The organism is Pseudomonas silensiensis (assembly GCF_050434865.1).
Classification (GTDB): Bacteria; Pseudomonadota; Gammaproteobacteria; order Pseudomonadales; family Pseudomonadaceae; genus Aquipseudomonas; species Aquipseudomonas fluorescens_W.
Map to the genome: position 1 here is coordinate 25237 of NZ_JBNDJH010000034.1, position 22513 is coordinate 47749.

20 protein-coding genes are annotated in these 22513 nt (G+C 59.3%); all 20 read left to right on the plus strand.

What is annotated here, in order from left to right; genetic code table 11:
• Window positions 1–72: 72 nt before the first annotated feature.
• The 20 genes from QF010_RS31460 to QF010_RS31555 all read left to right on the plus strand — a co-directional run bounded on the left by QF010_RS31460 (window position 73) and on the right by QF010_RS31555 (window position 22508).
• Window positions 73–1182, plus strand: a complete 1110-nt coding sequence (locus tag QF010_RS31460) for a flagellar basal body P-ring protein FlgI (protein ID WP_033056083.1) — start codon at window positions 73–75, stop codon at window positions 1180–1182.
• Window positions 1183–1193: 11 nt separating this feature from the next.
• Window positions 1194–2495, plus strand: coding sequence for a flagellar assembly peptidoglycan hydrolase FlgJ (gene flgJ / locus QF010_RS31465; RefSeq protein ID WP_429534615.1), 1302 nt, complete (start codon window positions 1194–1196; stop codon window positions 2493–2495).
• A gap of 23 nt (window positions 2496–2518) precedes the next feature.
• Window positions 2519–4534 (plus strand): flagellar hook-associated protein FlgK, encoded by a 2016-nt coding sequence (gene flgK, locus QF010_RS31470; RefSeq protein ID WP_429534616.1) that lies wholly within the window; start codon window positions 2519–2521, stop codon window positions 4532–4534.
• A 13-nt stretch (window positions 4535–4547) separates the two neighbouring features.
• Window positions 4548–6125: a flagellar hook-associated protein 3 gene (locus QF010_RS31475; protein ID WP_033055962.1), complete on the plus strand. Its 1578-nt coding sequence runs from the start codon at window positions 4548–4550 to the stop codon at window positions 6123–6125.
• Window positions 6126–6438: 313 nt separating this feature from the next.
• Entirely contained in the window at window positions 6439–7368 is a 930-nt protein-coding gene (locus QF010_RS31480) for a ketoacyl-ACP synthase III (RefSeq protein ID WP_033055964.1), read from the plus strand.
• A 254-nt stretch (window positions 7369–7622) separates the two neighbouring features.
• Window positions 7623–9068 (plus strand): flagellin N-terminal helical domain-containing protein, encoded by a 1446-nt coding sequence (locus QF010_RS31485; RefSeq protein ID WP_033055965.1) that lies wholly within the window; start codon window positions 7623–7625, stop codon window positions 9066–9068.
• A gap of 74 nt (window positions 9069–9142) precedes the next feature.
• Window positions 9143–9493 (plus strand): flagellar protein FlaG, encoded by a 351-nt coding sequence (locus QF010_RS31490; RefSeq protein WP_033055966.1) that lies wholly within the window; start codon window positions 9143–9145, stop codon window positions 9491–9493.
• Between the two features lie 80 nt (window positions 9494–9573).
• On the plus strand, window positions 9574–10959 hold the full coding sequence (gene fliD / locus QF010_RS31495) for a flagellar filament capping protein FliD (protein ID WP_429512333.1): 1386 nt from the start codon (window positions 9574–9576) through the stop codon (window positions 10957–10959).
• 155 nt (window positions 10960–11114) lie between these two features.
• The gene (fliS, locus tag QF010_RS31500; protein WP_033055968.1) at window positions 11115–11504 is read left to right on the plus strand and encodes a flagellar export chaperone FliS; all 390 of its coding nucleotides are present in this window, start codon (window positions 11115–11117) and stop codon (window positions 11502–11504) included.
• Window positions 11505–11528: 24 nt separating this feature from the next.
• Window positions 11529–11825, plus strand: a complete 297-nt coding sequence (gene fliT, locus QF010_RS31505) for a flagellar protein FliT (RefSeq protein WP_033055969.1) — start codon at window positions 11529–11531, stop codon at window positions 11823–11825.
• A gap of 173 nt (window positions 11826–11998) precedes the next feature.
• The gene (locus QF010_RS31510) at window positions 11999–13474 is read left to right on the plus strand and encodes a sigma-54 dependent transcriptional regulator (protein WP_429534617.1); all 1476 of its coding nucleotides are present in this window, start codon (window positions 11999–12001) and stop codon (window positions 13472–13474) included.
• 128 nt (window positions 13475–13602) lie between these two features.
• Window positions 13603–14808 (plus strand): sensor histidine kinase, encoded by a 1206-nt coding sequence (locus QF010_RS31515; RefSeq protein WP_197281729.1) that lies wholly within the window; start codon window positions 13603–13605, stop codon window positions 14806–14808.
• A 5-nt stretch (window positions 14809–14813) separates the two neighbouring features.
• Window positions 14814–16199, plus strand: a complete 1386-nt coding sequence (gene fleR / locus QF010_RS31520) for a sigma-54-dependent response regulator transcription factor FleR (RefSeq protein WP_033055973.1) — start codon at window positions 14814–14816, stop codon at window positions 16197–16199.
• A gap of 145 nt (window positions 16200–16344) precedes the next feature.
• On the plus strand, window positions 16345–16674 hold the full coding sequence (fliE, locus tag QF010_RS31525) for a flagellar hook-basal body complex protein FliE (RefSeq protein ID WP_033055975.1): 330 nt from the start codon (window positions 16345–16347) through the stop codon (window positions 16672–16674).
• Between the two features lie 14 nt (window positions 16675–16688).
• Complete coding sequence (gene fliF / locus QF010_RS31530; RefSeq protein ID WP_033055977.1) at window positions 16689–18473, plus strand: flagellar basal-body MS-ring/collar protein FliF; 1785 nt, start codon at window positions 16689–16691, stop codon at window positions 18471–18473.
• A complete protein-coding gene (gene fliG, locus QF010_RS31535; RefSeq protein WP_429512340.1) occupies window positions 18466–19485 on the plus strand; it encodes a flagellar motor switch protein FliG in 1020 nt (339 codons plus the stop codon). The genes fliF and fliG overlap by 8 nt, the downstream gene beginning before the upstream one ends.
• 7 nt (window positions 19486–19492) lie before the next feature.
• Window positions 19493–20302, plus strand: a complete 810-nt coding sequence (gene fliH, locus QF010_RS31540) for a flagellar assembly protein FliH (protein ID WP_429534618.1) — start codon at window positions 19493–19495, stop codon at window positions 20300–20302.
• Window positions 20292–21650, plus strand: a complete 1359-nt coding sequence (gene fliI, locus QF010_RS31545; protein ID WP_033055980.1) for a flagellar protein export ATPase FliI — start codon at window positions 20292–20294, stop codon at window positions 21648–21650. Before fliH ends, fliI begins: the two co-directional genes overlap by 11 nt.
• Window positions 21651–21656: 6 nt before the next feature.
• On the plus strand, window positions 21657–22106 hold the full coding sequence (gene fliJ, locus QF010_RS31550) for a flagellar export protein FliJ (protein ID WP_033055981.1): 450 nt from the start codon (window positions 21657–21659) through the stop codon (window positions 22104–22106).
• A 96-nt stretch (window positions 22107–22202) separates the two neighbouring features.
• Window positions 22203–22508 carry an STAS domain-containing protein gene (locus tag QF010_RS31555; RefSeq protein WP_008151067.1) on the plus strand — a complete coding sequence of 102 codons (306 nt, stop codon included), beginning with the start codon at window positions 22203–22205 and terminating at the stop codon, window positions 22506–22508.
• The last annotated feature ends 5 nt before the right edge of the window (window positions 22509–22513 follow it).

Genomic DNA, 22513 nt, shown 5'->3' on the forward strand with positions numbered 1-22513 from the left:
CGGCGGCCTGCGCCTTGCCTGGCCCGCGCTCAGGCCTCAACGCAACCCAGGAAATAAGAGATGACCCGCCCCATGTTGAATCTCAAACACCTGATGGTGGCCGCCCTGATGCTGTCCGCAGCGTTCAACGCGCAAGCCGAGCGGCTGAAGGATATCGCCAGTATTTCCGGCGTGCGTTCCAACCAATTGATCGGCTACGGCCTGGTGGTCGGGCTTAACGGTACCGGCGACCAGACGACTCAAACCCCGTTCACCCTGCAGACCTTCAACAACATGCTCTCGCAGTTCGGCATCAAGGTGCCGCCGGGTTCGGGCAACGTGCAGTTGAAGAACGTTGCGGCGGTGTCGATCAGTGCTGATTTGCCAGCGTTCGCCAAGCCGGGTCAGCAGGTCGACATCACTGTATCGTCCATCGGTAACTCCAAGAGCCTGCGCGGCGGCACCTTGCTGCTGACGCCGCTCAAGGGTATCGACGGCAACGTCTATGCGATCGCTCAGGGCAACCTGGTGGTCGGCGGTTTTGACGCCGAAGGTCGTGACGGTTCGAAGATCACCGTCAACGTTCCGTCGGCCGGTCGTATCCCGGGCGGTGCGTCGGTTGAGCGTTCGGTGCCGAGCGGTTTCAACCAGGGCAACAGCCTGACGCTGAACCTCAATCGTTCGGACTTCACCACGGCCAAGCGCATCGTCGACAAGATCAACAATATGCTCGGCCCTGGCGTTGCCCAGGCCATCGACGGCGGTTCGATTCGTGTCAGCGCGCCACTTGATCCAAGCCAGCGCGTCGACTATTTGTCGATCATCGAGAACCTTGAAGTCGACCCGGGCCAGGCAGTGGCGAAGGTCATCATCAACTCGCGGACCGGCACCATCGTGATTGGCCAGAACGTCAAGGTTTCCCCGGCCGCCGTGACCCACGGCAGCCTGACCGTGACCATCACCGAAGACCCGATCGTCAGCCAGCCCGGCCCTCTGTCCAATGGTCAGACTGCTGTAGTGCCGCGCTCGCGGGTTAACGCTCAACAGGAAGCCAAGCCGATGTTCAAGTTCGGCCCGGGTACCACCCTCGACGAAATCGTGCGTGCGGTGAACCAGGTCGGCGCGGCGCCGGGTGACTTGATGGCGATCCTCGAAGCACTGAAACAGGCCGGCGCGTTGCAAGCCGACCTGATCGTGATCTGAGGACGGCGACCATGGATATGCGCAAGGGCGGATTGGGGGTTGGCAGCAACGATTCGGGTTCCTATTCGGACCTCAATCGCTTGAACCAGCTCAAAGTCGGCGACAAGGACAGTGACGCGAACATGCGCAAGGTTGCGCAGGAATTCGAGTCGCTGTTCCTCGGTGAAATGCTCAAGTCCATGCGCTCGGCCACTGAGACGCTGGGCCAGGACAATCCGCTCAACACGCCGGCCGCCAAGCAATACCAGGAAATGTACGACCAGCAGTTGGCCGTTTCCATGTCTCGTGAGGGTGGTGGTATCGGTCTGGCTGACGTGTTGATGCGTCAGATGTCGAAGAACAAACCGCTGGCCCCGGGCGAGGCCGCTGCCGCGTCAGCCGCCAAGCAAGCTGCCGCGAAAGCTGCCGTGGAAACCCCGATTGCCGCCGGCACGGTCGCCACCCACGGGCCGCTGTCGCGCCTCAATGGCGAGCGTCCGTTGTGGGCTTCGCGCTCAGTGAAGTCGCCAGCCAGCGTGGGCGAGGGCGCTCATCGCAATGACATGGCGCTGATCAATCAACGACGTCTGGCGCTGCCGCCGAAACTGGCCGACCGCTTGCTCGCAGGGCTGGTGCCGTCGGCATCGACCCCTGCCGTGACCGCCACGACGGTGCAGAACAACCTCCAAATGCCGCAGAGCACCAAGACCGGTGCCGGTCCCCTGTACAACGGCGATTGGCTGGCTTCGCAAACGGATGCGACATCCAGCGGGCGCCTGCAGGTTTATGGCCGTGCCATGGCGCAAATACCGCTGGCACCGGCGAAGAAAGCGTTCAGCTCCGCCGACGAGTTCGTCAACACCATGCTGCCGATGGCCAAAGAGGCCGCCGAGCGCATTGGTGTCGATCCGCGTTACCTGGTAGCGCAGGCGGCCCTGGAAACCGGTTGGGGCAAATCGGTCATGCGCGCCCAGGATGGCAGCAGCAGTCACAACCTGTTCGGCATCAAGGCCGGCAACAGTTGGAAAGGCGATTCGGCGCGGGCGATCACCAGCGAATTCAGGAACGGCGAGATGGTCAAGGAGACGGCTCAGTTCCGTTCCTATGACTCTTACAAGGACAGCTTCCATGACCTTGTGACGCTGCTGCAAACCAACAATCGCTATCAAGATGTTGTGAAGTCGGCCGATAACCCAGAACAGTTTGTGCGCGAGTTGCAAAAGGCCGGTTACGCAACCGACCCGGACTACGCAAGCAAGATTTCGCAGATAGCCAAGCAGATGACGAGTTACCAGAACTACGCTGCGGCGGGCGCTACCACCACGCCTCTATAGGCATAAGCTATAAGGTCTGAACCATGAGTTTGCTCAATATCGGGATGTCGGGGCTGGCTGCTGGCCATTCCTCATTGCTGACTACCGGCAATAACATCGCCAACGTCGACACCGCCGGGTACTCGCGGCAGCAGACCGTGCAGGGCACCAAAGCCTCGCAGCAGTTCGGCAATGTCTACATCGGCACCGGTACGACGCTGGCCGATGTACGTCGGGTGTACAACAGCTACCTCGATGCTCAGTTGCAGACCACCACTTCACTCAATAGCGATGCGCAAGCGTATCTGGGGCAAGCCACGCAAGTGGACAAGCTGTTGTCCGACAGCGGCACCGGTATTTCGAAAACGTTGCAATCGTTTTTCTCGTCGTTGCAAACGCTGTCCGCCAACTCCAATGACAGCGCTGCACGTCAAGCATTGTTGACCAATGCCCAGGGGTTGAGCAGTCGCTTCAATGCCATCTCCCAGCAATTGAATCAGCAAGGCACGTACATCAACGATCAGCTGGGCTCGATGGCTGAGCAGGTCAATAAGCTGGCGGCGACTGTTGCGGCCTACAACAAGAAAATCAGCGAGGCCGGTAGTTCGGGCGGCATGCCCAACGACCTGCTGGACCAGCGCAACGAGACCGTTCGCCAGCTCTCCGAGCTGGTAGGCACGCAGGTCACAGAAACCAACGGCAGGCTGGATATTTATCTGGGCAGCGGTCAGCCGCTGGTCATCGGTGATACGGTCAATACGTTGCGCGTGGCGGCCGACAAGAATGACCCTACCCGGTCCTCGATCATCATGGATCGCGGCAGTTCGACGATTGATATCACTTCGCGAGTCAGCGGCGGCGAGATGGGCGGTCTGTTGCGTTACCGCGACGACGTACTGACGCCAGCCGTCAACGGCCTGGGTCGCATCGCCATGGTGGTGGCCGATCAGGTCAACAAGCAGTTGGGGCAGGGGCTGGATCAGAACGGCAATTTCGGCTCGGCGTTGTTTAACGACATCAATAGCCTAAAGGCCATCAGCCAGCGCAGCATCGCCAATGGCAACAACGACCCGACCTCCGGCAACCTTGACGTCACCATCAAGGACACCAGCAAGCTGACGGCCAGCGATTACCAGGTGACCTTCACTAGTGCCACCGGCTACAGCGTGCGTCGTCTGTCGGATAATACCGACATGGGCAGTTTCACCCTGCCTGTGCCCCCGGCCGCAGCCCCGGTCATCGACGGCTTCAGCCTGAGCCTCAATGCTGGACCGGTGAAGGCCGGCGACACTTTCAAGATTACCCCGACGCGCAGTTCTGCGGCAGACATGACCACCGTCATGACTGACGCCAAGACCCTGGCCACAGCCGCTCCGCTGACGTCCACCAAGGCCTCGGGCAATGACGGCACCGGTGCTGTCAGCCAGCCAGCGTTGAGTACTGCACTGGATATCTACGATCCGGTGCAGCGCCTGGAAGTACAGACGGCGGTCAAGGCGGCGATGCCGGTTCGTCTGCTCATGACCAGCAGCACCGCTTATGAGGTGTTCGACGCCAAGGGCACCAGCATCGGGACCGGCAGCATCGTGCCTGGTCAGAACAATGATCTGAGTATTTCGGTGCCTTACACGGACGCCGGGGGCGCTGCGAAAACCTTCAAGGTCGCGATGACTGTCAGTGGCAGTCCCGCCAAGGACGACAGTTTCAATATCTCGATGACGGCGCCGGATAGTACCGACAACCGCAATTCGCAAGCGTTGCTCGGTCTGCAAACCAAGGCCACGATCGGTGCCAACGCTACCAGCCCGGGCGTGAGCTTCACTGAGGCCTACGGTGGTCTTGTCTCCTCGGTCGGCTCCATGACCAAACAGGGTCAAATGGATGCCACCGCGACTGACTCCATCCTGACCCAGGCCAGGAACGCTCGAGACTCGCTGTCGGGCGTTGATCTCGATGAAGAGACCGGCAACCTGATCAAATACCAGCAGTACTATTCGGCCTCTTCGCAGATCATCAAGACTGCGCAGGAAATCTTCAGCACTCTGATTAATGCCCTTTAAGGAGCCGTAGAACATGCGTATTTCTACTGCACAGTACTACTCGACGACGGCTGCCAACTATCAGCGCAACTTCAATAACCTGCTGAAGTCGGCCGAGCAGGCCAGTAGTGGTGTGAAGCTTGAGACAGCGGCGGATGATCCGGTCGGTGCGGCCCGCCTGCTGCAACTCGATCAGCAAAAAGCCATGCTGGGTCAGTACACCACGAACATCAGCTCGTTGAACACCGCTCAGGCGCAGGAAGAAAGCGTGCTCGACAGCATCAACAACGTGCTGCAGAAAGTCAGCGAGTTGACGGTGCGTGCCGGTGGCGGTTCGTTGAACGACGATGACCGCAAATCCATTGCGTCGGAGCTCGGCGCGGCCGAAGACCAATTGCTGAGCCTGATGAACAGCAAGGATGCCAACGGCAAGTACATCTTTTCCGGCGCCAGCAACAACACTCAGCCGTTTGCGCGCAATAGCGACGGCACCTACAGCTATCAGGGTGACCAGACCCAGCTGGAGCTGAAAATCGGTGACTCGATGTCGCTGGGGCTCAATGACACCGGTTGGGACGTGTTTCAGCAGGCCATCAACGCCGCTCGAAGCTCGACCACCATGACTGCGCCGGCGGTCAATGACGGGCGTGTGGCCCTGTCGCCGGGCCTGGTGAGTTCCGGCCCGGCTTTCGATGCGAATTTCCGTAGCGGTCAGCCGTATACCCTGGCGTTCACCAGCAGCACCCAGTTTTCGATCACGGATGCCTTGGGCAATGACGTGACCGCCGAGGCAAGTCAGGGCGGTGTGTTTGATCCGAACACCAAGGGCGGCTCCGACGTCAACTTCCGTGGCGTGACCTTTAAACTGGATATCACTTTCCAGGCCGGTGACAACGCCACCAACGCCGACGCGGTGATCGCCGGTCACAGTTTCCAGTTGACGGCCAAGCCGGACAGCTTTGTCAGCAATCGTGCGCCGAACAACGGATCGACAGCTTTGGTGGGCCAGACTTCGGTGACCAATGCTGCGGATTATCAAAGCTTTTTCCCTGAAGGCGGGGCGGTTCTGAAATTCACCAGCCCTACAACCTTCGACCTTTTCGCTCGTCCATTGACCAGCAGCAGCACACCGGTCACCTCGGGGACTGTGGCGGCTGGCGTGGCGACGGCGGCCGGCGTCAGCTTTACCCTCAGCGGGGGGGCGCCCGCTGCGGGCGATCAGTTCGACATCGCGGTCAATACGCACCAGACCCAGAACGTGCTGGATACCATCAGCCAGTTGCGTCAGGCGCTTAACACACCGACCCAAGGCAACCCGACCGCGCAGCGCTTTATGGAAGATACCGTGGCTTCGGCAATTGCCAACCTGGGCAATGCCAAGAACCAGGTCGACCTGGCCCGTGGCGCCATCGGTGCCCGGGGTAACGTGATGGACATGCAAGCCGAACAGAACCAGAGCACAGGGCTGATCAACGAGGCGACGGGTAACTCGATCAAGAACACCGATCCTGCGGAAGTGCTGACACGTCTGACCTTGCAGCAAACCATGCTGCAAGCGGCACAACTGGCGTTCTCGAAGATTTCCCAGCTGGGCCTGTTCAACAAGCTTTGAGTCGGTCTTGACGGCTCGCGGCCAGTCCCTGTCATCAGGGGCTGGCTTTTTTTTTGCGTTTTTTTTGAGAAGATCGAGGCAGGTCCGGACTGCGCTGGGGTCACAAAATGAAATAAAGCACTGATCTCTGAGTGACCCGCCAGTCAAAACGCGCATCTTCACTGTATCCTGTCCGCGGGCGGTGAAGGTGGTGGGCCTGATCAAGGCGATCCTTGAGGCCCGACGTTGCCACCTCTAGGGGTTGAGCCCTGACTGTAGACGCCCTCGATTCAGCGAGCGGTGATATTCAGCTGTTTATTATTGGGAAGCCATAATGATTGGCATAAAAAACATAGCGAGTTACGTGCCGGCAGCCGGGGTTGACAATTACGCCCAGGGTGCAAAGTTCGACAAGGACGAAACCTTCATCCTTGGCAAGATCGGCTCGGCGTTTTTGCCGCGCAAGGGTGCCGATCAGGAAACTTCGGATCTGTGCGTTGAAGCAGTCAATGCCCTGTTCGCCTCCAGTCCCGAACTCAAACGTGAATCCATCGATTGCCTGATCGTCGTCACCCAGAACGGTGACGAAGAAGGCTTGCCGCATACCGCTGCGATCGTGCAGGACAAGCTGGGGCTGCCAACCCATGTTGCCGCGTTCGATATCTCCCTGGGCTGTTCTGGCTACGTGTACGGCATCTATGCCCTCAAGGGGTTCATGGAAGCGACGGGGTTGAAAAATGGCCTGCTAGTGACGGCTGATCCGTACTCGAAGATTGTCGACCCGGAAGACCGCAACACCACCATGCTGTTCGGCGATGCCGCCACTGCGACCTGGATGGGCGAAAACGCTGTCTGGCAGCTGGGCAAGTCGAAGTTTGGCACTGACGGTTCCGGTGCGCCGCACCTCAAGGTCACCGATGGCGTGTTCTTCATGAACGGCCGCCAGGTCTTCAACTTTGCTTTGCTGAAAGTCCCGGCCCATTTGCATGAGCTGCTGGATGAGTCCAACTTGCAGGCGCACGATATCGACGCCTTCTGCATTCACCAGGGCAGTGCGGCGATTGTCGATGCCGTTGCACGTCGCTTCGAAGAAGGCGAGCCGGAGAAGTTCATCAAGGACATGCTCGAAACCGGTAACACGGTGTCTTCGAGTATTCCATTGCTGTTGCAGAATCACGTGTTCGATTCCAAGTGGACCCGTGTGGCCATCAGTGGTTTCGGCGTAGGCCTGTCGTGGGGCTCGGCGATTCTCTTTCGCGGTTGATCGGCTGCGTAGCAATGAAGCTATAAAAAAACGCCCGGGAGCGAAAGTTTCCGGGCGTTTTGCGTTTTACTGGCGCCGAATTTCTGGCTCTAAAGCCTTGAAACTAAAGGGCTGGCAAGCTGCCACTAAAAATTTGCAAAAAACCCCTCAAGCAAAGCCTCTTCACGACGATAACTATTACGTAGGTTCTCTAGGCCACACCCGACGGATGTCAGGGCCGGAAGCCGCAGTATCCATCCAACGAGGATTTCGTCATGGCTTTAACAGTAAACACCAACCTTGCATCGTTGACTGTTCAGAACAACCTGAACAAAGCTTCCAGCAACCTGCAAAACTCGATGCAACGTCTGTCTTCCGGCCTGCGAATCAACAGCGCTAAAGACGATGCGGCCGGCCTGCAAATCTCCAACCGTCTGACCAGCCAGATCAACGGCCTGGGCACTGCCATCAAGAACGCCGGTGACGGCATCTCCATCGCGCAAACTGCTGAAGGCGCGATGCAGGAATCCACCAACATCCTGCAAAAAATGCGTACCCTGGCCCTGGCTTCCGCGAACGGTTCGCCAAGCGCCGATGACCGTAAGTCGAACAACGCCGAGTACTCGGCTCTGACTTCCGAGCTGTCGCGTATCGCCAGCACCACTACCTTCGGTGGTCGTAACCTGCTGGACGGTTCTTTCGGTACTACCGCTTTCCAGGTAGGCGCTAACGCCAACCAGACCATCAACATGACTCTGGGCGACGTATCCGCTAACAACATCGGCTCCCAGCAGCTGAAAAGTGTGGCCATCCCGCCAAGCCTGGCCGGTGTGACCGGTGGTGCCATCGCTGTTACCGGTGGCGGCCAAACCGCTAACATCACCACCGTTACTGGACAGTCTGCAAAAACGACCGCTGCCCAGCTGAACGGCGTTATCGGCGGCCTGTCGGCTACTGCTAGCACTGAAGCCAAGTTCACTGTAAACACCGCGGCGATCACTGGTGCTCTGCCAGGTACTGCAAACTTCACCATCAAGGTAGGCGCTGGCGCAGCCGTCAACATGGTCGGCGTAACCGACACTGCTGGCCTGGCTGACCAACTGAAGTCCAACGCTGCCAAACTGGGCATCAGCGTTAACTTCAACGCCACCACCAACAGCCTGGAAGTCAAATCCGATTCCGGCGAGAACATCATCCTGAACGCTGGTGACGCCAGTGCCATCGCCGGTATCTCGGTTCAGGCCAAAGACGGTTCCGGTGCTTACGGCGCTGGTGTTGCTGCCGCTGCCACTGCAGTTCAGGTAACTGGCGCAGTTTCGCTGAACTCCACCAACAGCTACTCGATGAACGGCGCTGGTGCAACTGGCCTGTTCGTTGCTGCCGGTACTACCGTCAGCTCGGCCAAAACCGTGGTCAGCAACACTGACGTGACCACTGCTGCCAACGCACAAAACGCTGTTGACGTGATCTCGCAAGCGATCGCCAACATCGACTCCCAGCGTGCTGACCTCGGTGCCGTACAAAACCGTTTCGACAGCACCGTGTCGAACCTGCGCAGCATCTCGGACAACTCCACTGCTGCTCGTGGCGTGATCCAGGACGTCGACTTCGCGTCGGAAACTGCTCAGCTGACTAAGCAACAAACCCTGCAACAGGCTTCCACCGCGATCCTGTCTCAGGCTAACCAGCTGCCATCCGCTGTACTGAAACTGCTTCAGTAATATCAGCGCTTGGTGACTGACGGAAGGGCGCGTTTACGTGCCCTTTCGTCTTTTCCGTGATGAGGAGATTTAGCATGGACATGAGCGTCAAGTTGAACCTGTCTTATCCAGCCGTTGCCCCTCAGGGTACAACGCCGACCGTTGCTGCCAAACAGGAACAGCCCAAGGCTGAGCCCGTCGCCAAATCGGGCTCCGAGCCCAAGCGTGACGACCTGGAAAAAGCCGTGACCGATATTAGGGAATTCGTCCAGGCTGCCCAGCGCAAGCTGGATTTTACCATTGATGATTCCACCGGCCGGGTCGTGGTCAAGGTCATCGCCACCGAAACCGGTGACGTGATTCGCCAGATCCCTTCGGAAACTGCATTGAAGCTTGCACAGAGCCTGACGGACGCCAGCAGCTTGCTGTTTAACGCCAAGGCTTGAGCTGGCATGAATTTTGTTGCTGTCGCTGACTAGACGCTCTAAGTCAAGAAAACGACAGCCACTGGATAAGGAGAGAGATGATGGCGGGTACAACGGTTAGCGGTATTGGTTCGAACATCGATACCCAGGCGATCGTGAAATCTTTGGTGGATTCCGAAAGGGCACCGAAGCAGACACAGATCAACAGCCAGACGCTGAAAGCGACTACCTCGCTATCGTCGATCGGTAAGATCCAGGCAGCGCTGGATGCGTTCCGTGGTGCGCTGGACAACATGAAGACTGCCTCCAGCTTCAATGGGCTGACCGGTTCGACCTCCGATGAAAAAGTAGCCACTGTCACCACCGGCAATGGCGCGGCGGCCGGCAGTTTCTCGCTGGTGGTCACTCAGTTGGCCACGGCGTCCAAGATTTCGTCCAAGGTCTACGCGGCTGGCGCTTCGACGGTCATCAACGCAGGCGCGGTGCCAACCACGCTGAGCATCAAGCAGGGCAGCAACACTTACGACGTAAGCATTCCGGTCGGCGCAACGCTGCAGCAGGTTCGAGACTCGATCAACTCGCAGTATGCCAACCAGGGCTTGAGCGCCAACATTCTGACCGACGCCAGTGGCTCTCGACTCGTGATGACGTCGACCACCACCGGTGTCGGTACGGACCTGACCTTGTCGGGCAACTCGGGCCTGGAAACCGGCACCTCGGTCCTCGCTCCGCCGCAGAACGCCAAGTACACCCTTGACGGGCTGGTCATGGAATCCAAGACCAACACCATCGCCGACGCCGTGAGTGGGGTGACCGTCAAGCTGACAGGAATTTCTCCCACCGCAGCCGGTGCTTCCGCGCCGACAGCGAGCACCATTACCGTGGCCGCCAGCAGCACGACGCTGAAGTCTTCGGTCAAAGGCTTTGTCGACACCTACAACGCTTTGATCAAGGCTGCCAATGCCGAAACCCAGGTCACCACAAACGCCGATGGTTCGATAACGTCCGGTGCCCTGACCGGCGATGCCTCGTTGCGCTCACTGGTGTCTGCCGTACGCACCGAGCTGAACGCAATGTCGGGCACGGGCCAGATGAAAGCGTTATCCCAGTTTGGCGTGCAGACGGACCAGAAAACCGGCACCCTGACGATCGACGACAAGCAGTGGGATACTGCGGTGCTGACCAATGCCGCCGACATCAACGCGATCTTTACTGGCGATACCGGTTTGCTGGCGCGTATGAAAACCGCGACCGACAGCTTCGCCCTGAGCAAGACCGGCGTGTTCGCCGCGCGATCGGCAAGCCTGAGCGACAGCCTGACCGACTTGAAGAAGCAGCAGGACACCCTCGATTCGCGGATGTCCAGCCTGCAGTTGAGCCTGACCGCCAAGTACACCGCGATGGACTCTTTGGTGGCCAAGCTGCGGGCGCAAAGCGATAGCATCATGACCACGCTCAACGCACTGAACAATCCGAAGTCCGACTGATCCGGATCAGGCATAAAAAAACCCAGGCCGGCTGTCATTACAGCGCCTGGGTTTTTTCTTGGGTAGCGGGTTGGCGTTAAAGTTTTGTGTCGACCAGTCGACATAATGATCAGAGCAAACCTATTTTCATTTGTTGTCTGTCACGAGGTAGAAACATGAATCCCATGAGAGCCCTTCGCCAGTATCAGAAGGTCAATTCCCATGCTCAGATCTCTGAAGCCAATCCCCATCGCCTGGTTCAGTTGCTGATGGAGGGTGGGCTGGACCGCATGGCTCAAGCCAAGGGCGCAATGGAACGGGGTGACATCGCACTCAAGGGATTGATGCTCGGCAAGGCCGTAGACATCATCATTGGCCTACGTGACGGCCTGAACCCGGAGAAGACCGAAGATCCGGCTTCGTTGCAGCAGCTCGACAATTTGTACGCCTACATGATGACGCGGCTGATGGAAGCCAATCGCAACAACGATGCAGCGATCATCGACGAAGTATCGGGTCTGCTCGATACCCTGAAAAGCGGCTGGGATGCAATTGCAAACCAATAGGCCTGCGGGTCTGAGGATAGCGCCATGAGTCAAGCACTGCAGCGGATTGAAGAAACCCGGGAAGCCTTGGTTGACGCCTTGGCGGCGCGTAATTGGGATGCGATCAGCGAACTGGATACGGCCTGTCGCGAGTGCGTCGATGAGGTGCTGAGCGAGGCGCCGATCGACGAAGAAGCGTTGCGGAGCAATCTGGAAGGGCTGTTGGCGGTGTACAAGGATTTGCTGAGTGCGACGATGGGAGAGCGCCAAGCGATAGTTGACGAGATGTCGCAGATCACCCATGCGCAGAGCGCGGCAAAGGTTTACCATCTGTTTGGTTAATTAATTCCCGGTTAATCCAAACATAGTGCGCCATAAATTTGACTGTGCACGGTTTTTTGACTTAACTAGTGGCTGATTCCAGATTTCAGGCGTCTACAGGCATAACGTGCCTGCAAGCGTCTAGCTTGCCCCATCATTTTGGGCATTGAGTTGACTAGGGAAGTTGCTATTGCATGTGGCGTGAAACCAAAATTCTGCTGATTGATGACGATAGCGTCCGCCGCCGCGACCTGGCGGTGATTTTAAATTTTCTTGGCGAAGAAAATTTACCCTGCGGTAGCCATGACTGGCAGCAGGCGGTCGGCTCATTGTCATCAAGTCGCGAAGTAATCTGTGTCCTCATCGGGACGGTCAATGCTCCTGGCGCACTTACGGGCCTGTTAAAGACACTCTCAACCTGGGATGAGTTCCTTCCGGTTTTGTTAATGGGTGATAATTCTTCCGTTGACTTGCCAGACGACCAGCGTCGCCGAGTGCTTTCGACCCTCGAAATGCCGCCCAGCTACAGCAAGTTGCTCGACTCCCTGCACCGTGCCCAGGTCTATCGCGAGATGTACGACCAGGCCCGCGAGCGCGGTCGTCACCGTGAACCCAATCTTTTCCGCAGTCTTGTCGGCACCAGCCGGGCGATTCAACACGTCCGCCAGATGATGCAGCAAGTCGCCGACACCGATGCCAGTGTGCTGATCCTCGGTGAGTCCGGGACCGGCAAGGAAGTGGTCGCGCGCAACCTGCACTATCACTCCAAGCGTCGTGACGCGCCGTTCGTACCGGTCAACTGTGGGGCTATCCCGGCCGAGTTGCTGGAAAGCGAACTGTTTGGCCACGAGAAGGGCGCCTTCACCGGGGCAATCACCAGCCGCGCCGGGCGTTTCGAACTGGCCAATGGCGGCACGCTGTTCCTCGATGAAATCGGTGACATGCCGTTGCCGATGCAGGTCAAGTTGCTGCGCGTATTGCAGGAACGCACCTTCGAGCGCGTGGGCAGCAACAAGACCCAGAGCGCCGATGTGCGGATCATCGCGGCGACCCACAAGAATCTCGAAAGCATGATCGAGGTCGGCGCCTTCCGCGAAGACTTGTACTACCGCCTGAACGTGTTCCCGATCGAAATGGCGCCACTGCGCGAGCGTGTCGAAGACATTCCGCTGCTGATGAACGAGTTGATCTCGCGCATGGAGCACGAGAAGCGTGGCTCGATCCGTTTCAATTCCGCGGCGATCATGTCGCTGTGCCGCCACGGCTGGCCGGGCAACGTCCGCGAGCTCGCCAACCTGGTGGAACGCATGGCGATCATGCATCCGTACGGGGTGATCGGCGTGGTCGAGCTACCGAAGAAATTCCGTTACGTCGATGACGAAGACGAGCAACTGGTCGACAGCTTGCGCAGCGATCTTGAAGAACGCGTGGCCATCAACGGTCATGCTCCGGACTTCTCTGCTGGCGCCCTGTTGCCGCCGGAAGGTCTGGACCTGAAGGACTACCTCGGTGGTCTGGAACAAGGGCTGATTCAGCAGGCGCTGGATGATGCCAATGGCATCGTTGCGCGCGCCGCCGAACGCCTGCGCATTCGTCGCACCACACTGGTGGAAAAGATGCGCAAGTACGGCATGAGCCGTCGTGATGGAGATGAACAGGCGGATGATTGACGCCTGTTTTTCAAGTCCTTCATTTATAGGCGGTTTTTTTTAGGCACGGGTATTGCTACATCCCTCGCAACGTTCCGTTTAACTGACGGTCAGCCAAGCGAGAGAGCACAATGCCCCAAGCCGCCCAGATGTCTCCTGTCCCTGACGCTTCGGGACAACCGTCGTCCGTAGAGCAGGCGAGCCGGCTTGGCCTTGAGCAGGCGTTTGCACTGTTCAGCCAGATGTCGAGTCAATTGACCGATTCCTACAGCATGCTCGAAGCCCGGGTCACCGAGCTCAAGGGTGAGCTGGCGGTGGTCAGTGCTCAGCGCATGCAGGAACTGGCGGAAAAAGAACGCCTGGCCAACCGTCTGCAAAACCTCCTCGATCTGTTGCCCGGCGGCGTCATCGTCATCGACGCCCAAGGCATCGTGCGCGAAGCCAACCCCGCTGCTTGTGAGCTGCTCGGTCTGCCCCTCGAAGGCGAGCTGTGGCGTCATGTCATTGCCCGCTGCTTTGCGCCCCGTGAAGACGATGGTCACGAAATCTCGCTCAAGGACGGTCGGCGTTTGTCGATCTCTACTCGCTCGCTGGATGCAGAGCCCGGTCAGTTGGTGTTGCTCAACGACCTGACTGAAACCCGTCATCTGCAAGATCAACTGGCCCGCCACGAACGACTCTCGTCCCTCGGCCGAATGGTCGCCTCGCTGGCTCATCAGATCCGTACCCCCTTGTCCGCCGCCTTGCTCTACGCCAGTCATTTGACTGAGCAAGCGTTGCCGGTCGAGACCCAGCAGCGTTTTGCCGGGCGCCTGAAAGAGCGTCTGCATGAGTTGGAGCATCAAGTTCGCGACATGCTGGTGTTTGCGCGTGGCGAGCTGCCGCTGACTGATCGCGTCACGCCAAAAATGCTGATGCAGTCGCTGCAGGCGGCCGCGCTGACCCATGTGCAGGACCTGCCGATTCGTTGGCAGTGCGACAGTCATTCGGGCGAGTTGCTGTGCAATCGCGACACGCTGGTCGGGGCGATCCTGAACCTGATCGAGAACGCCATCCAGGCCAGCGCCGGCGATGTGCGTTTGAAAGTCCATTTCTATACCCGTGACAACAACCTGCGCGTATCTGTCAGTGACAGTGGCAGTGGTATCGACGCGAAAGTACTGGCACGACTCGGTGAGCCGTTTTTTACCACTAAAACCACTGGAACCGGCCTCGGCCTGACCGTGGTCAAGGCAGTGACGCGCGCTCATCAAGGAGAATTGCAGCTGCGCTCGCGGCTCGGTCGCGGCACGTGTGCGCAGGTGATCCTGCCGCTTTTTTCGGGTGAAAAGCCCAGCGCTCAGGGAGCGGAGTGAAGGACATGGCAATCAAGGTTTTGCTGGTCGAGGACGACCGCGCGTTACGCGAAGCACTGGCGGATACGCTGCTGCTCGCGGGGCACGACTACACGGCGGTCGGCTCGGCAGAAGAAGCGCTGGCGGCAGTTGGTAATGAGGCGTTCAACCTGGTGCTGAGTGACGTCAACATGCCGGGAATGGACGGCCATCAACTGCTCGGATTGCTGCGCACTCGTCAGCCGCAGCTGCCGGTGCTGCTGATGACGGCTCACGGCGCTGTCGAGCGGGCAGTCGATGCGATGCGCCAGGGCGCGGCGGATTACCTGGTCAAACCGTTCGAGCCCAAGGCATTGCTCGATCTGGTGGCGCGTCATGCGCTGGGCAGTCTCGGTGCGACCGAGGGTGAGGGGCCTGTAGCGTTTGAGCCGGCCAGTGCGCAATTGCTGGAATTGGCCGCACGGGTGGCGCGCAGTGATTCCACGGTGTTGATCTCCGGTGAGTCCGGGACCGGCAAGGAAGTGCTGGCGCGTTACATTCATCAGCACTCCCATCGCGCCAGTCAGCCGTTCATTGCGATCAACTGCGCAGCCATCCCCGACAACATGCTCGAAGCCACGCTGTTCGGTCACGAAAAGGGCTCGTTCACCGGCGCCATCGCGGCGCAGGCCGGCAAGTTCGAACAGGCTGATGGCGGGACTATCCTGCTCGACGAAATTTCCGAGATGCCCCTCGGGCTCCAGGCCAAGTTGTTGCGGGTTTTGCAGGAGCGTGAAGTCGAGCGAGTTGGCGCACGCAAGCCGATCACCTTGGATATTCGGGTCGTGGCAACCACCAATCGTGACCTTGCGGGTGAAGTGGCGGCGGGGCGTTTTCGTGAAGACCTCTACTATCGCCTGTCGGTGTTTCCGCTGGCCTGGCGTCCGTTGCGCGAACGTACCGCCGACATCCTGCCATTGGCCGAGCGCCTTCTGGCCAAGTACGTCAATAAAATGAAGCATGCCGCGGCGAAGCTCTCGCCTGAGGCACAGGCGTGCCTGATTGGTTATCCGTGGCCGGGCAACGTGCGTGAACTGGATAACGCGATCCAGCGTGCCTTGATTCTGCAGCAGGGCGGTTTGATCCAGCCGCAGGATTTCTGCCTGGCCGGGCCTGTGGCGTGTGCGCCGTTGCCGGCATTGGCGCCGACGACTGTGCGCGCAGTAGAAGTCGACGCCGAATCGGCCGGGGCGCTGGGCGATGACCTGCGTCGCCGTGAATTCCAGATGATCATCGACACCTTGCGCTCCGAACGCGGTCGTCGCAAAGAGGCCGCCGAGCGACTGGGCATCAGTCCGCGCACCCTGCGTTACAAGCTGGCGCAGATGCGTGACGCCGGAATGGACGTGGAAGCTTATTTGTTCGCCACCTGATTCGTTAGCCATGCAAAACCGGGGACGGCTTTTGTTTAGAGCAGCCACGGAGCTGGCACCCTTGTTGCTAACACCTCACTACCCGCCGAGTGAGTGTCAAAAAATTGCGGGTCGCCAAAGACGTAGCTCGTCAAAGAGAGAAGCCATGAGCCAAGGTATTGAATTCAATCGATTGATGCTGGACATGCGTTCCATGCAAATGGATGCCATGTCTGCGTCAAAATCGACGGCTGCTGTTCCTGAAGTGGGTGGCAGCAGCTTTTCCGACATGCTCGGTCAGGCCGTCAATAAAGTGAACGACACCCAGCAGGCGTCCAATCAGTTGGCCAGTGCCTTCGAGATCGGCAAAAGTGGCGTCGACCTGACGGACGTGATGATTTCCTCGCAGAAGGCCAGCGTGTCTTTCCAAGCGTTGACCCAAGTACGCAACAAGCTGGTTCAGGCATACCAAGACATCATGCAGATGCCGGTTTAAGGACGATTTGAGTCATGGCAGAAGCAGTCGCCGATAATGTTCCGGCCAAGGCCACTCCAATAGACGGCAAGCCGCCGCTGTTCGGGTTGTCCTTCCTGGAAAACCTCTCCGAGATGACCATGTTGCGTCAGGTGGGCCTGTTGGTCGGCCTGGCTGCGAGCGTGGCGATTGGCTTTGCCGTGGTGTTGTGGTCCCAGCAGCCGGACTACCGGCCTCTGTACGGCAGCCTTGCCGGTATGGACGCCAAACAGGTCATGGATACCCTGGCCGCAGCCGACATTCCCTATACCGTTGAACCGAACTCCGGTGCCTTGCTGGTCAAGGCCGATGACCTGTCCCGTGCGCGAATCAAACTCGCGGGCGCTGGTGTCACTCCCAGCGACGGCAACATCGGTTTTGAAATTCTCGACAAGGACCAGGGCCTGGGCACCAGCCAGTTCATGGAAGCGACCCGTTATCGTCGTGGTCTCGAAGGCGAACTGGCCCGCACCATTTCCAGCCTGAACAACGTCAAGGGTGCCCGTGTGCACCTGGCGATCCCGAAAAGTTCGGTGTTCGTGCGCGACGAGCGCAAGCCGAGCGCTTCGATTCTGGTGGAACTGTACGCCGGCCGCTCGCTGGAGCCTGGCCAGGTACTGGCAATCATCAACCTGGTGGCCACCAGCGTTCCCGAACTCAGCAAATCCCAGATCACTGTCGTCGACCAGAAGGGCAACCTGCTGTCGGATCAGGCGGAAAATTCCGAACTGACCATGGCCGGCAAGCAATTCGATTACAGCCGTCGCATGGAAAGCATGCTGACTCAGCGCGTGCATAACATTCTGCAACCGGTGCTGGGCAACGATCGCTATAAAGCCGAAGTCTCGGCCGATGTGGATTTCAGTGCCGTTGAGTCGACCTCCGAGCAATTCAACCCGGACCAACCGGCGTTGCGCAGCGAGCAGTCGGTCAACGAGCAGCGTACCGCCAGCAATGGCCCACAAGGTGTGCCGGGAGCCCTGAGCAACCAGCCGCCGTCGCCTGCCTCCGCACCGCAAACCACCGGTGGCGCTACCGCGTCGGCCGGCATGGTGCAGCCAGGCCAGCCACTGCTGGATGCCAACGGTCAGCAAATCATGGACCCGGCCACCGGCCAGCCTATGCTTGCACCGTATCCGGCGGACAAGCGTCAACAGTCCACCAAGAACTTCGAGCTTGACCGTTCTATCAGCCACACCAAACAACAACAGGGCCGTTTGAATCGCCTCTCGGTGTCGGTGGTGGTGGATGACCAGGTCAAGATCAACGCGGCCAACGGTGAAACCACTCGTGCGCCGTGGACTGCCGATGAATTGGCACGCTTCACTCGCCTGGTTCAGGACGCCGTCGGCTTCGACGCCAGCCGTGGCGACAGCGTCAGCGTGATTAACATGCCGTTCTCCGCCGAGCGCGGTGAAGTGATTGCCGAGATTCCGTTCTACTCCCAGCCTTGGTTCTGGGACATCGTCAAGCAAGTGCTGGGTGTCTTGTTCATCCTGGTGCTGGTGTTCGGTGTGCTGCGTCCGGTGCTCAACAACATCACCGGCGGCGGCAAAGACAAACAGCTAGGCATCGGCAGCGACGTCGAGTTGGGTGGCATGGGTGGCCTGGACGGCGAACTGGCCAACGACCGCGTCAGTCTCGGTGGCCCGACCAGCATTCTGCTGCCGAGCCCGAGCGAAGGCTATGACGCACAGTTGAACGCAATCAAGAGTCTGGTGGCAGAAGATCCGGGTCGCGTGGCCCAGGTCGTGAAAGAGTGGATTAACGCAGATGAGTGATAACCGAGTCGTTGCCGCCAAACTGAGCAAGGTCGACAAAGCCGCGATTCTGCTGCTGTCGCTGGGCTCCACCGATGCCGCCCAAGTGCTGCGCCACATGGGGCCCAAAGAGGTCCAGCGTGTGGGTGTGGCCATGGCCCAAATGGGTAACGTGCACCGCGAGCAGGTCGAGCAGGTGATGAGCGAGTTCGTCGACATTGTCGGCGACCAGACCAGCCTCGGCGTCGGCTCCGACGACTACGTGCGCAAAATGCTCACCCAGGCGCTGGGCGAAGACAAGGCCAACGGCCTGATCGACCGCATCCTGCTGGGCGGCAACACCAGTGGCCTCGACAGCCTGAAGTGGATGGAACCGCGCGCCGTTGCCGACGTGATCCGTTACGAGCACCCGCAGATCCAGGCGATCGTCGTGGCGTATCTCGATCCGGACCAGGCCGGCGAAGTACTCGGCAACTTCGACCACAAGGTGCGTCTGGACATCATTCTGCGGGTCTCCTCGCTGAACACTGTGCAGCCTGCGGCCCTGAAAGAACTCAACCAGATTCTCGAGAAGCAGTTCTCCGGCAATTCGAATGCCTCGCGCACCACCCTGGGTGGCATCAAGCGTGCGGCAGACATCATGAACTTCCTCGACAGCTCGATCGAAGGTCAGCTGATGGACTCGATCCGCGAAGTCGACGAAGACCTGTCCGGTCAGATCGAAGACCTCATGTTCGTGTTCAACAACCTGTCCGATGTCGACGATCGCGGTATTCAGGCGCTGCTGCGCGAAGTGTCTTCCGACGTGCTGGTGCTGGCCCTCAAGGGTTCGGACGAAGGCGTCAAAGAGAAGATCTTCAAGAACATGTCCAAACGGGCGGCCGAACTGTTGCGCGACGACCTCGAGGCCAAAGGCCCGGTGCGCGTCAGCGACGTGGAAACCGCGCAGAAAGAAATCCTCACCATTGCCCGCCGTATGGCCGAAGCCGGAGAAATCGTTCTCGGCGGGAAGGGCGGCGAAGAGATGATCTAAGGTCACTATGTCGTCCAAACATGATGAGTCCAACACCGACCTGATCCGTGGCAAGGACGTCGATGGTTTCGACGTCTGGTCGCTGCCCAGTTTCGATCCGTTCGTGCCGGAACCCGAGCCGGAACCTGAGCCCGAGCCGCCGGAAATGGAAGAAGTGCCACTGGATGAAGTCCAGCCACTGACCCTCGAAGAACTCGAAAGCATTCGCCAGGAGGCCTACAACGAAGGCTTCGCCACGGGCGAAAAAGAAGGTTTTCACAGCACCACGCTCAAGGTCCGCCAGGAAGCCGAGGTGGCCCTGGCCGCCAAAATTTCCGCTCTGGAGCAACTGATGGGCCATCTGTTCGAGCCTATCGCCGAGCAGGACACCCTGATCGAAAAGTCCCTGGTCGACCTGGTGCAGCACATCACCAAGCAGGTGATTCAGCGCGAACTCGCCATTGACTCGACGCAGATCGAACACGTCATGCGCGAGGCCCTCAAGCTCTTGCCGCTGGGCGTGGGCAATGTGCGGCTGTACATCAATCCGCAAGATTTCGAACAGGTCAAAGCCCTGCGCGAGCGCCATGAAGAAACCTGGCGCATCGTCGAGGACGAGGCGTTGTTGCCCGGCGGTTGCCGGGTCGAGACTGAACACAGCCGTATCGATGCCACGGTCGAAACTCGCGTTGCGCGAGTCATGGACAAGCTGTTCGATCAGTTGCACGAACAGGTCTTGCACCCGGCCGAGCCGGATCTGAGCCTGGAACTGCCGATCAGCGACAAGCCAGCGGTCGTGCCGGTCGAACCTCAACGGGACGTTCCCGATGCGCCTTGATCGCACCAGCTTCGCCAAGCGCCTCGGCAGCTACGCCGAGGCCACGGAACTGGAAGGCGCGCCGATCCTTGAAGGCCGCTTGCTGCGCATGGTCGGCCTGACCCTCGAAGCCGAGGGCTTGCGCGCCGCCATGGGCAGCCGCTGCATGGTCATCAACGACGACAGTTATCACCCGGTGCAGGTCGAAGCCGAAGTCATGGGCTTCTCCGGCAGCAAGGTGTTTCTGATGCCGGTCGGCAGCGTTGCCGGCATCGCTCCCGGTGCCCGAGTGGTTCCTCTGGCTGATACCGGCCGCTTGCCGATGGGCATGAGCATGCTCGGGCGGGTGCTTGATGGCGCCGGTCGCGCGCTGGACGGCAAGGGCGGGATGAAAGCCGAAGACTGGGTGCCGATGGACGGCCCGACCATCAACCCGCTCAAGCGCGAACCGATCAGCGAGCCGCTGGACGTGGGCATTCGCAGCATCAACGGTTTGTTGACGGTCGGTCGCGGTCAGCGTCTGGGCCTGTTCGCCGGTACCGGCGTGGGCAAGAGTGTGCTGCTGGGCATGATGACCCGCTTCACCGAGGCCGACATCATCGTCGTCGGGCTGATCGGTGAGCGGGGTCGTGAAGTTAAAGAATTCATCGAGCACATCCTCGGTGAAGAAGGCCTCAAGCGTTCGGTGGTAGTGGCGTCGCCGGCGGACGATGCGCCGCTGATGCGTCTGCGCGCGGCGATGTACTGCACGCGAATCGCCGAGTATTTCCGCGACAAGGGCAAGAACGTCCTGTTGCTCATGGACTCCCTGACCCGTTTCGCCCAGGCCCAGCGGGAAATCGCCTTGGCCATCGGCGAGCCTCCGGCGACCAAGGGCTATCCGCCCTCGGTGTTCGCCAAACTGCCGAAACTGGTGGAGCGGGCCGGTAACGCGGAGAAGGGCGGCGGTTCGATCACCGCGTTCTACACCGTACTCTCCGAAGGCGATGATCAGCAGGATCCGATTGCCGACGCGGCGCGAGGTGTGCTCGACGGGCACATCGTGCTGTCCCGGCGGCTGGCTGAAGAAGGTCATTACCCGGCCATCGATATCGAAGCGTCCATCAGCCGGGTCATGCCGTCGGTGGTTACGCCCGAACACATGATGCGCGCCCAGTATTTCAAGCAACTGTGGTCGCGTTATCAGCAGAGTCGCGACTTGATCAGCGTCGGCGCCTATGTGGCCGGAGGTGATCGGGAGACCGACCTGGCGATCTCCCTGCAACCGCAGTTGGTGAAATACCTGCGCCAGGGCCTGAACGACAGCATCAGCCTGGGTGAAAGCGAATCGTATCTCGGCACGATTTTCGCTCCCGCGGCTGGCGGCTAACCGGCCATGGCCCAGAGCCGAGCCTCGCGCCTGGCCCCCGTGGTCGAAATGGCCGAAAAGGCCGAGAAAACCGCGGTCCTGCGTCTGGGCCACTTCCAGGGGCAAGTCCGTCTGGCCGAAAGCAAACTGGCCGACCTCGAAGCCTTTCGTCTCGACTATCAGGAACAATGGATCGTGCGCGGCAGCAGTGGCGTGTCTGGCCAATGGCTGCTGGGTTATCAAGGCTTCCTTGCGCAACTGGGGACCGCCATCGACCAGCAGCGACAAAGCCTGGTATGGCATCAAAACAACCTGAACAAGGCGCGGGAGTCCTGGCAACAGGCATTTGCCCGGGTCGAAGGCCTGCGCAAACTGGTGTTGCGCTACATGGATGAGGCTCGGCGGCTGGAAGACCGGCGCGAGCAAAAGCTGCTGGATGAGTTGTCCCAGCGGTTGCCGCGTCAGGATCCTTATTGATCAGGCAGGGTTCAACCGTTTTCTCGCCTTGCTCCTGCACTCGCCAAGTGCTAAACCTTGTACACGTACGTTCACCAATGACAAGGAAGCCGTTAAATGCCAGTTGTTACAGAAGTCTCCCAGGATGGGCAAAAGCTGACGATATCGGTCAAGGGACGATTCGATTTCGCCAAGCATCAGGAATTTCGTGAGTCCTACGAAAATCTTCAGCCAAAACCCGAATCCTTCGAAGTGGATCTGAAAGACGCCACTTACCTCGACAGCTCAGCGCTCGGCATGTTGTTGCTATTGCGTGATCACGCTGGCGGCGAGAATGCCGAGATCACGTTGACCAACGCTAACGCAGATGTGCGCAAGATCCTCGCCATCTCCAACTTCGAACAAATCTTCGACGTGGCGTGACCGCC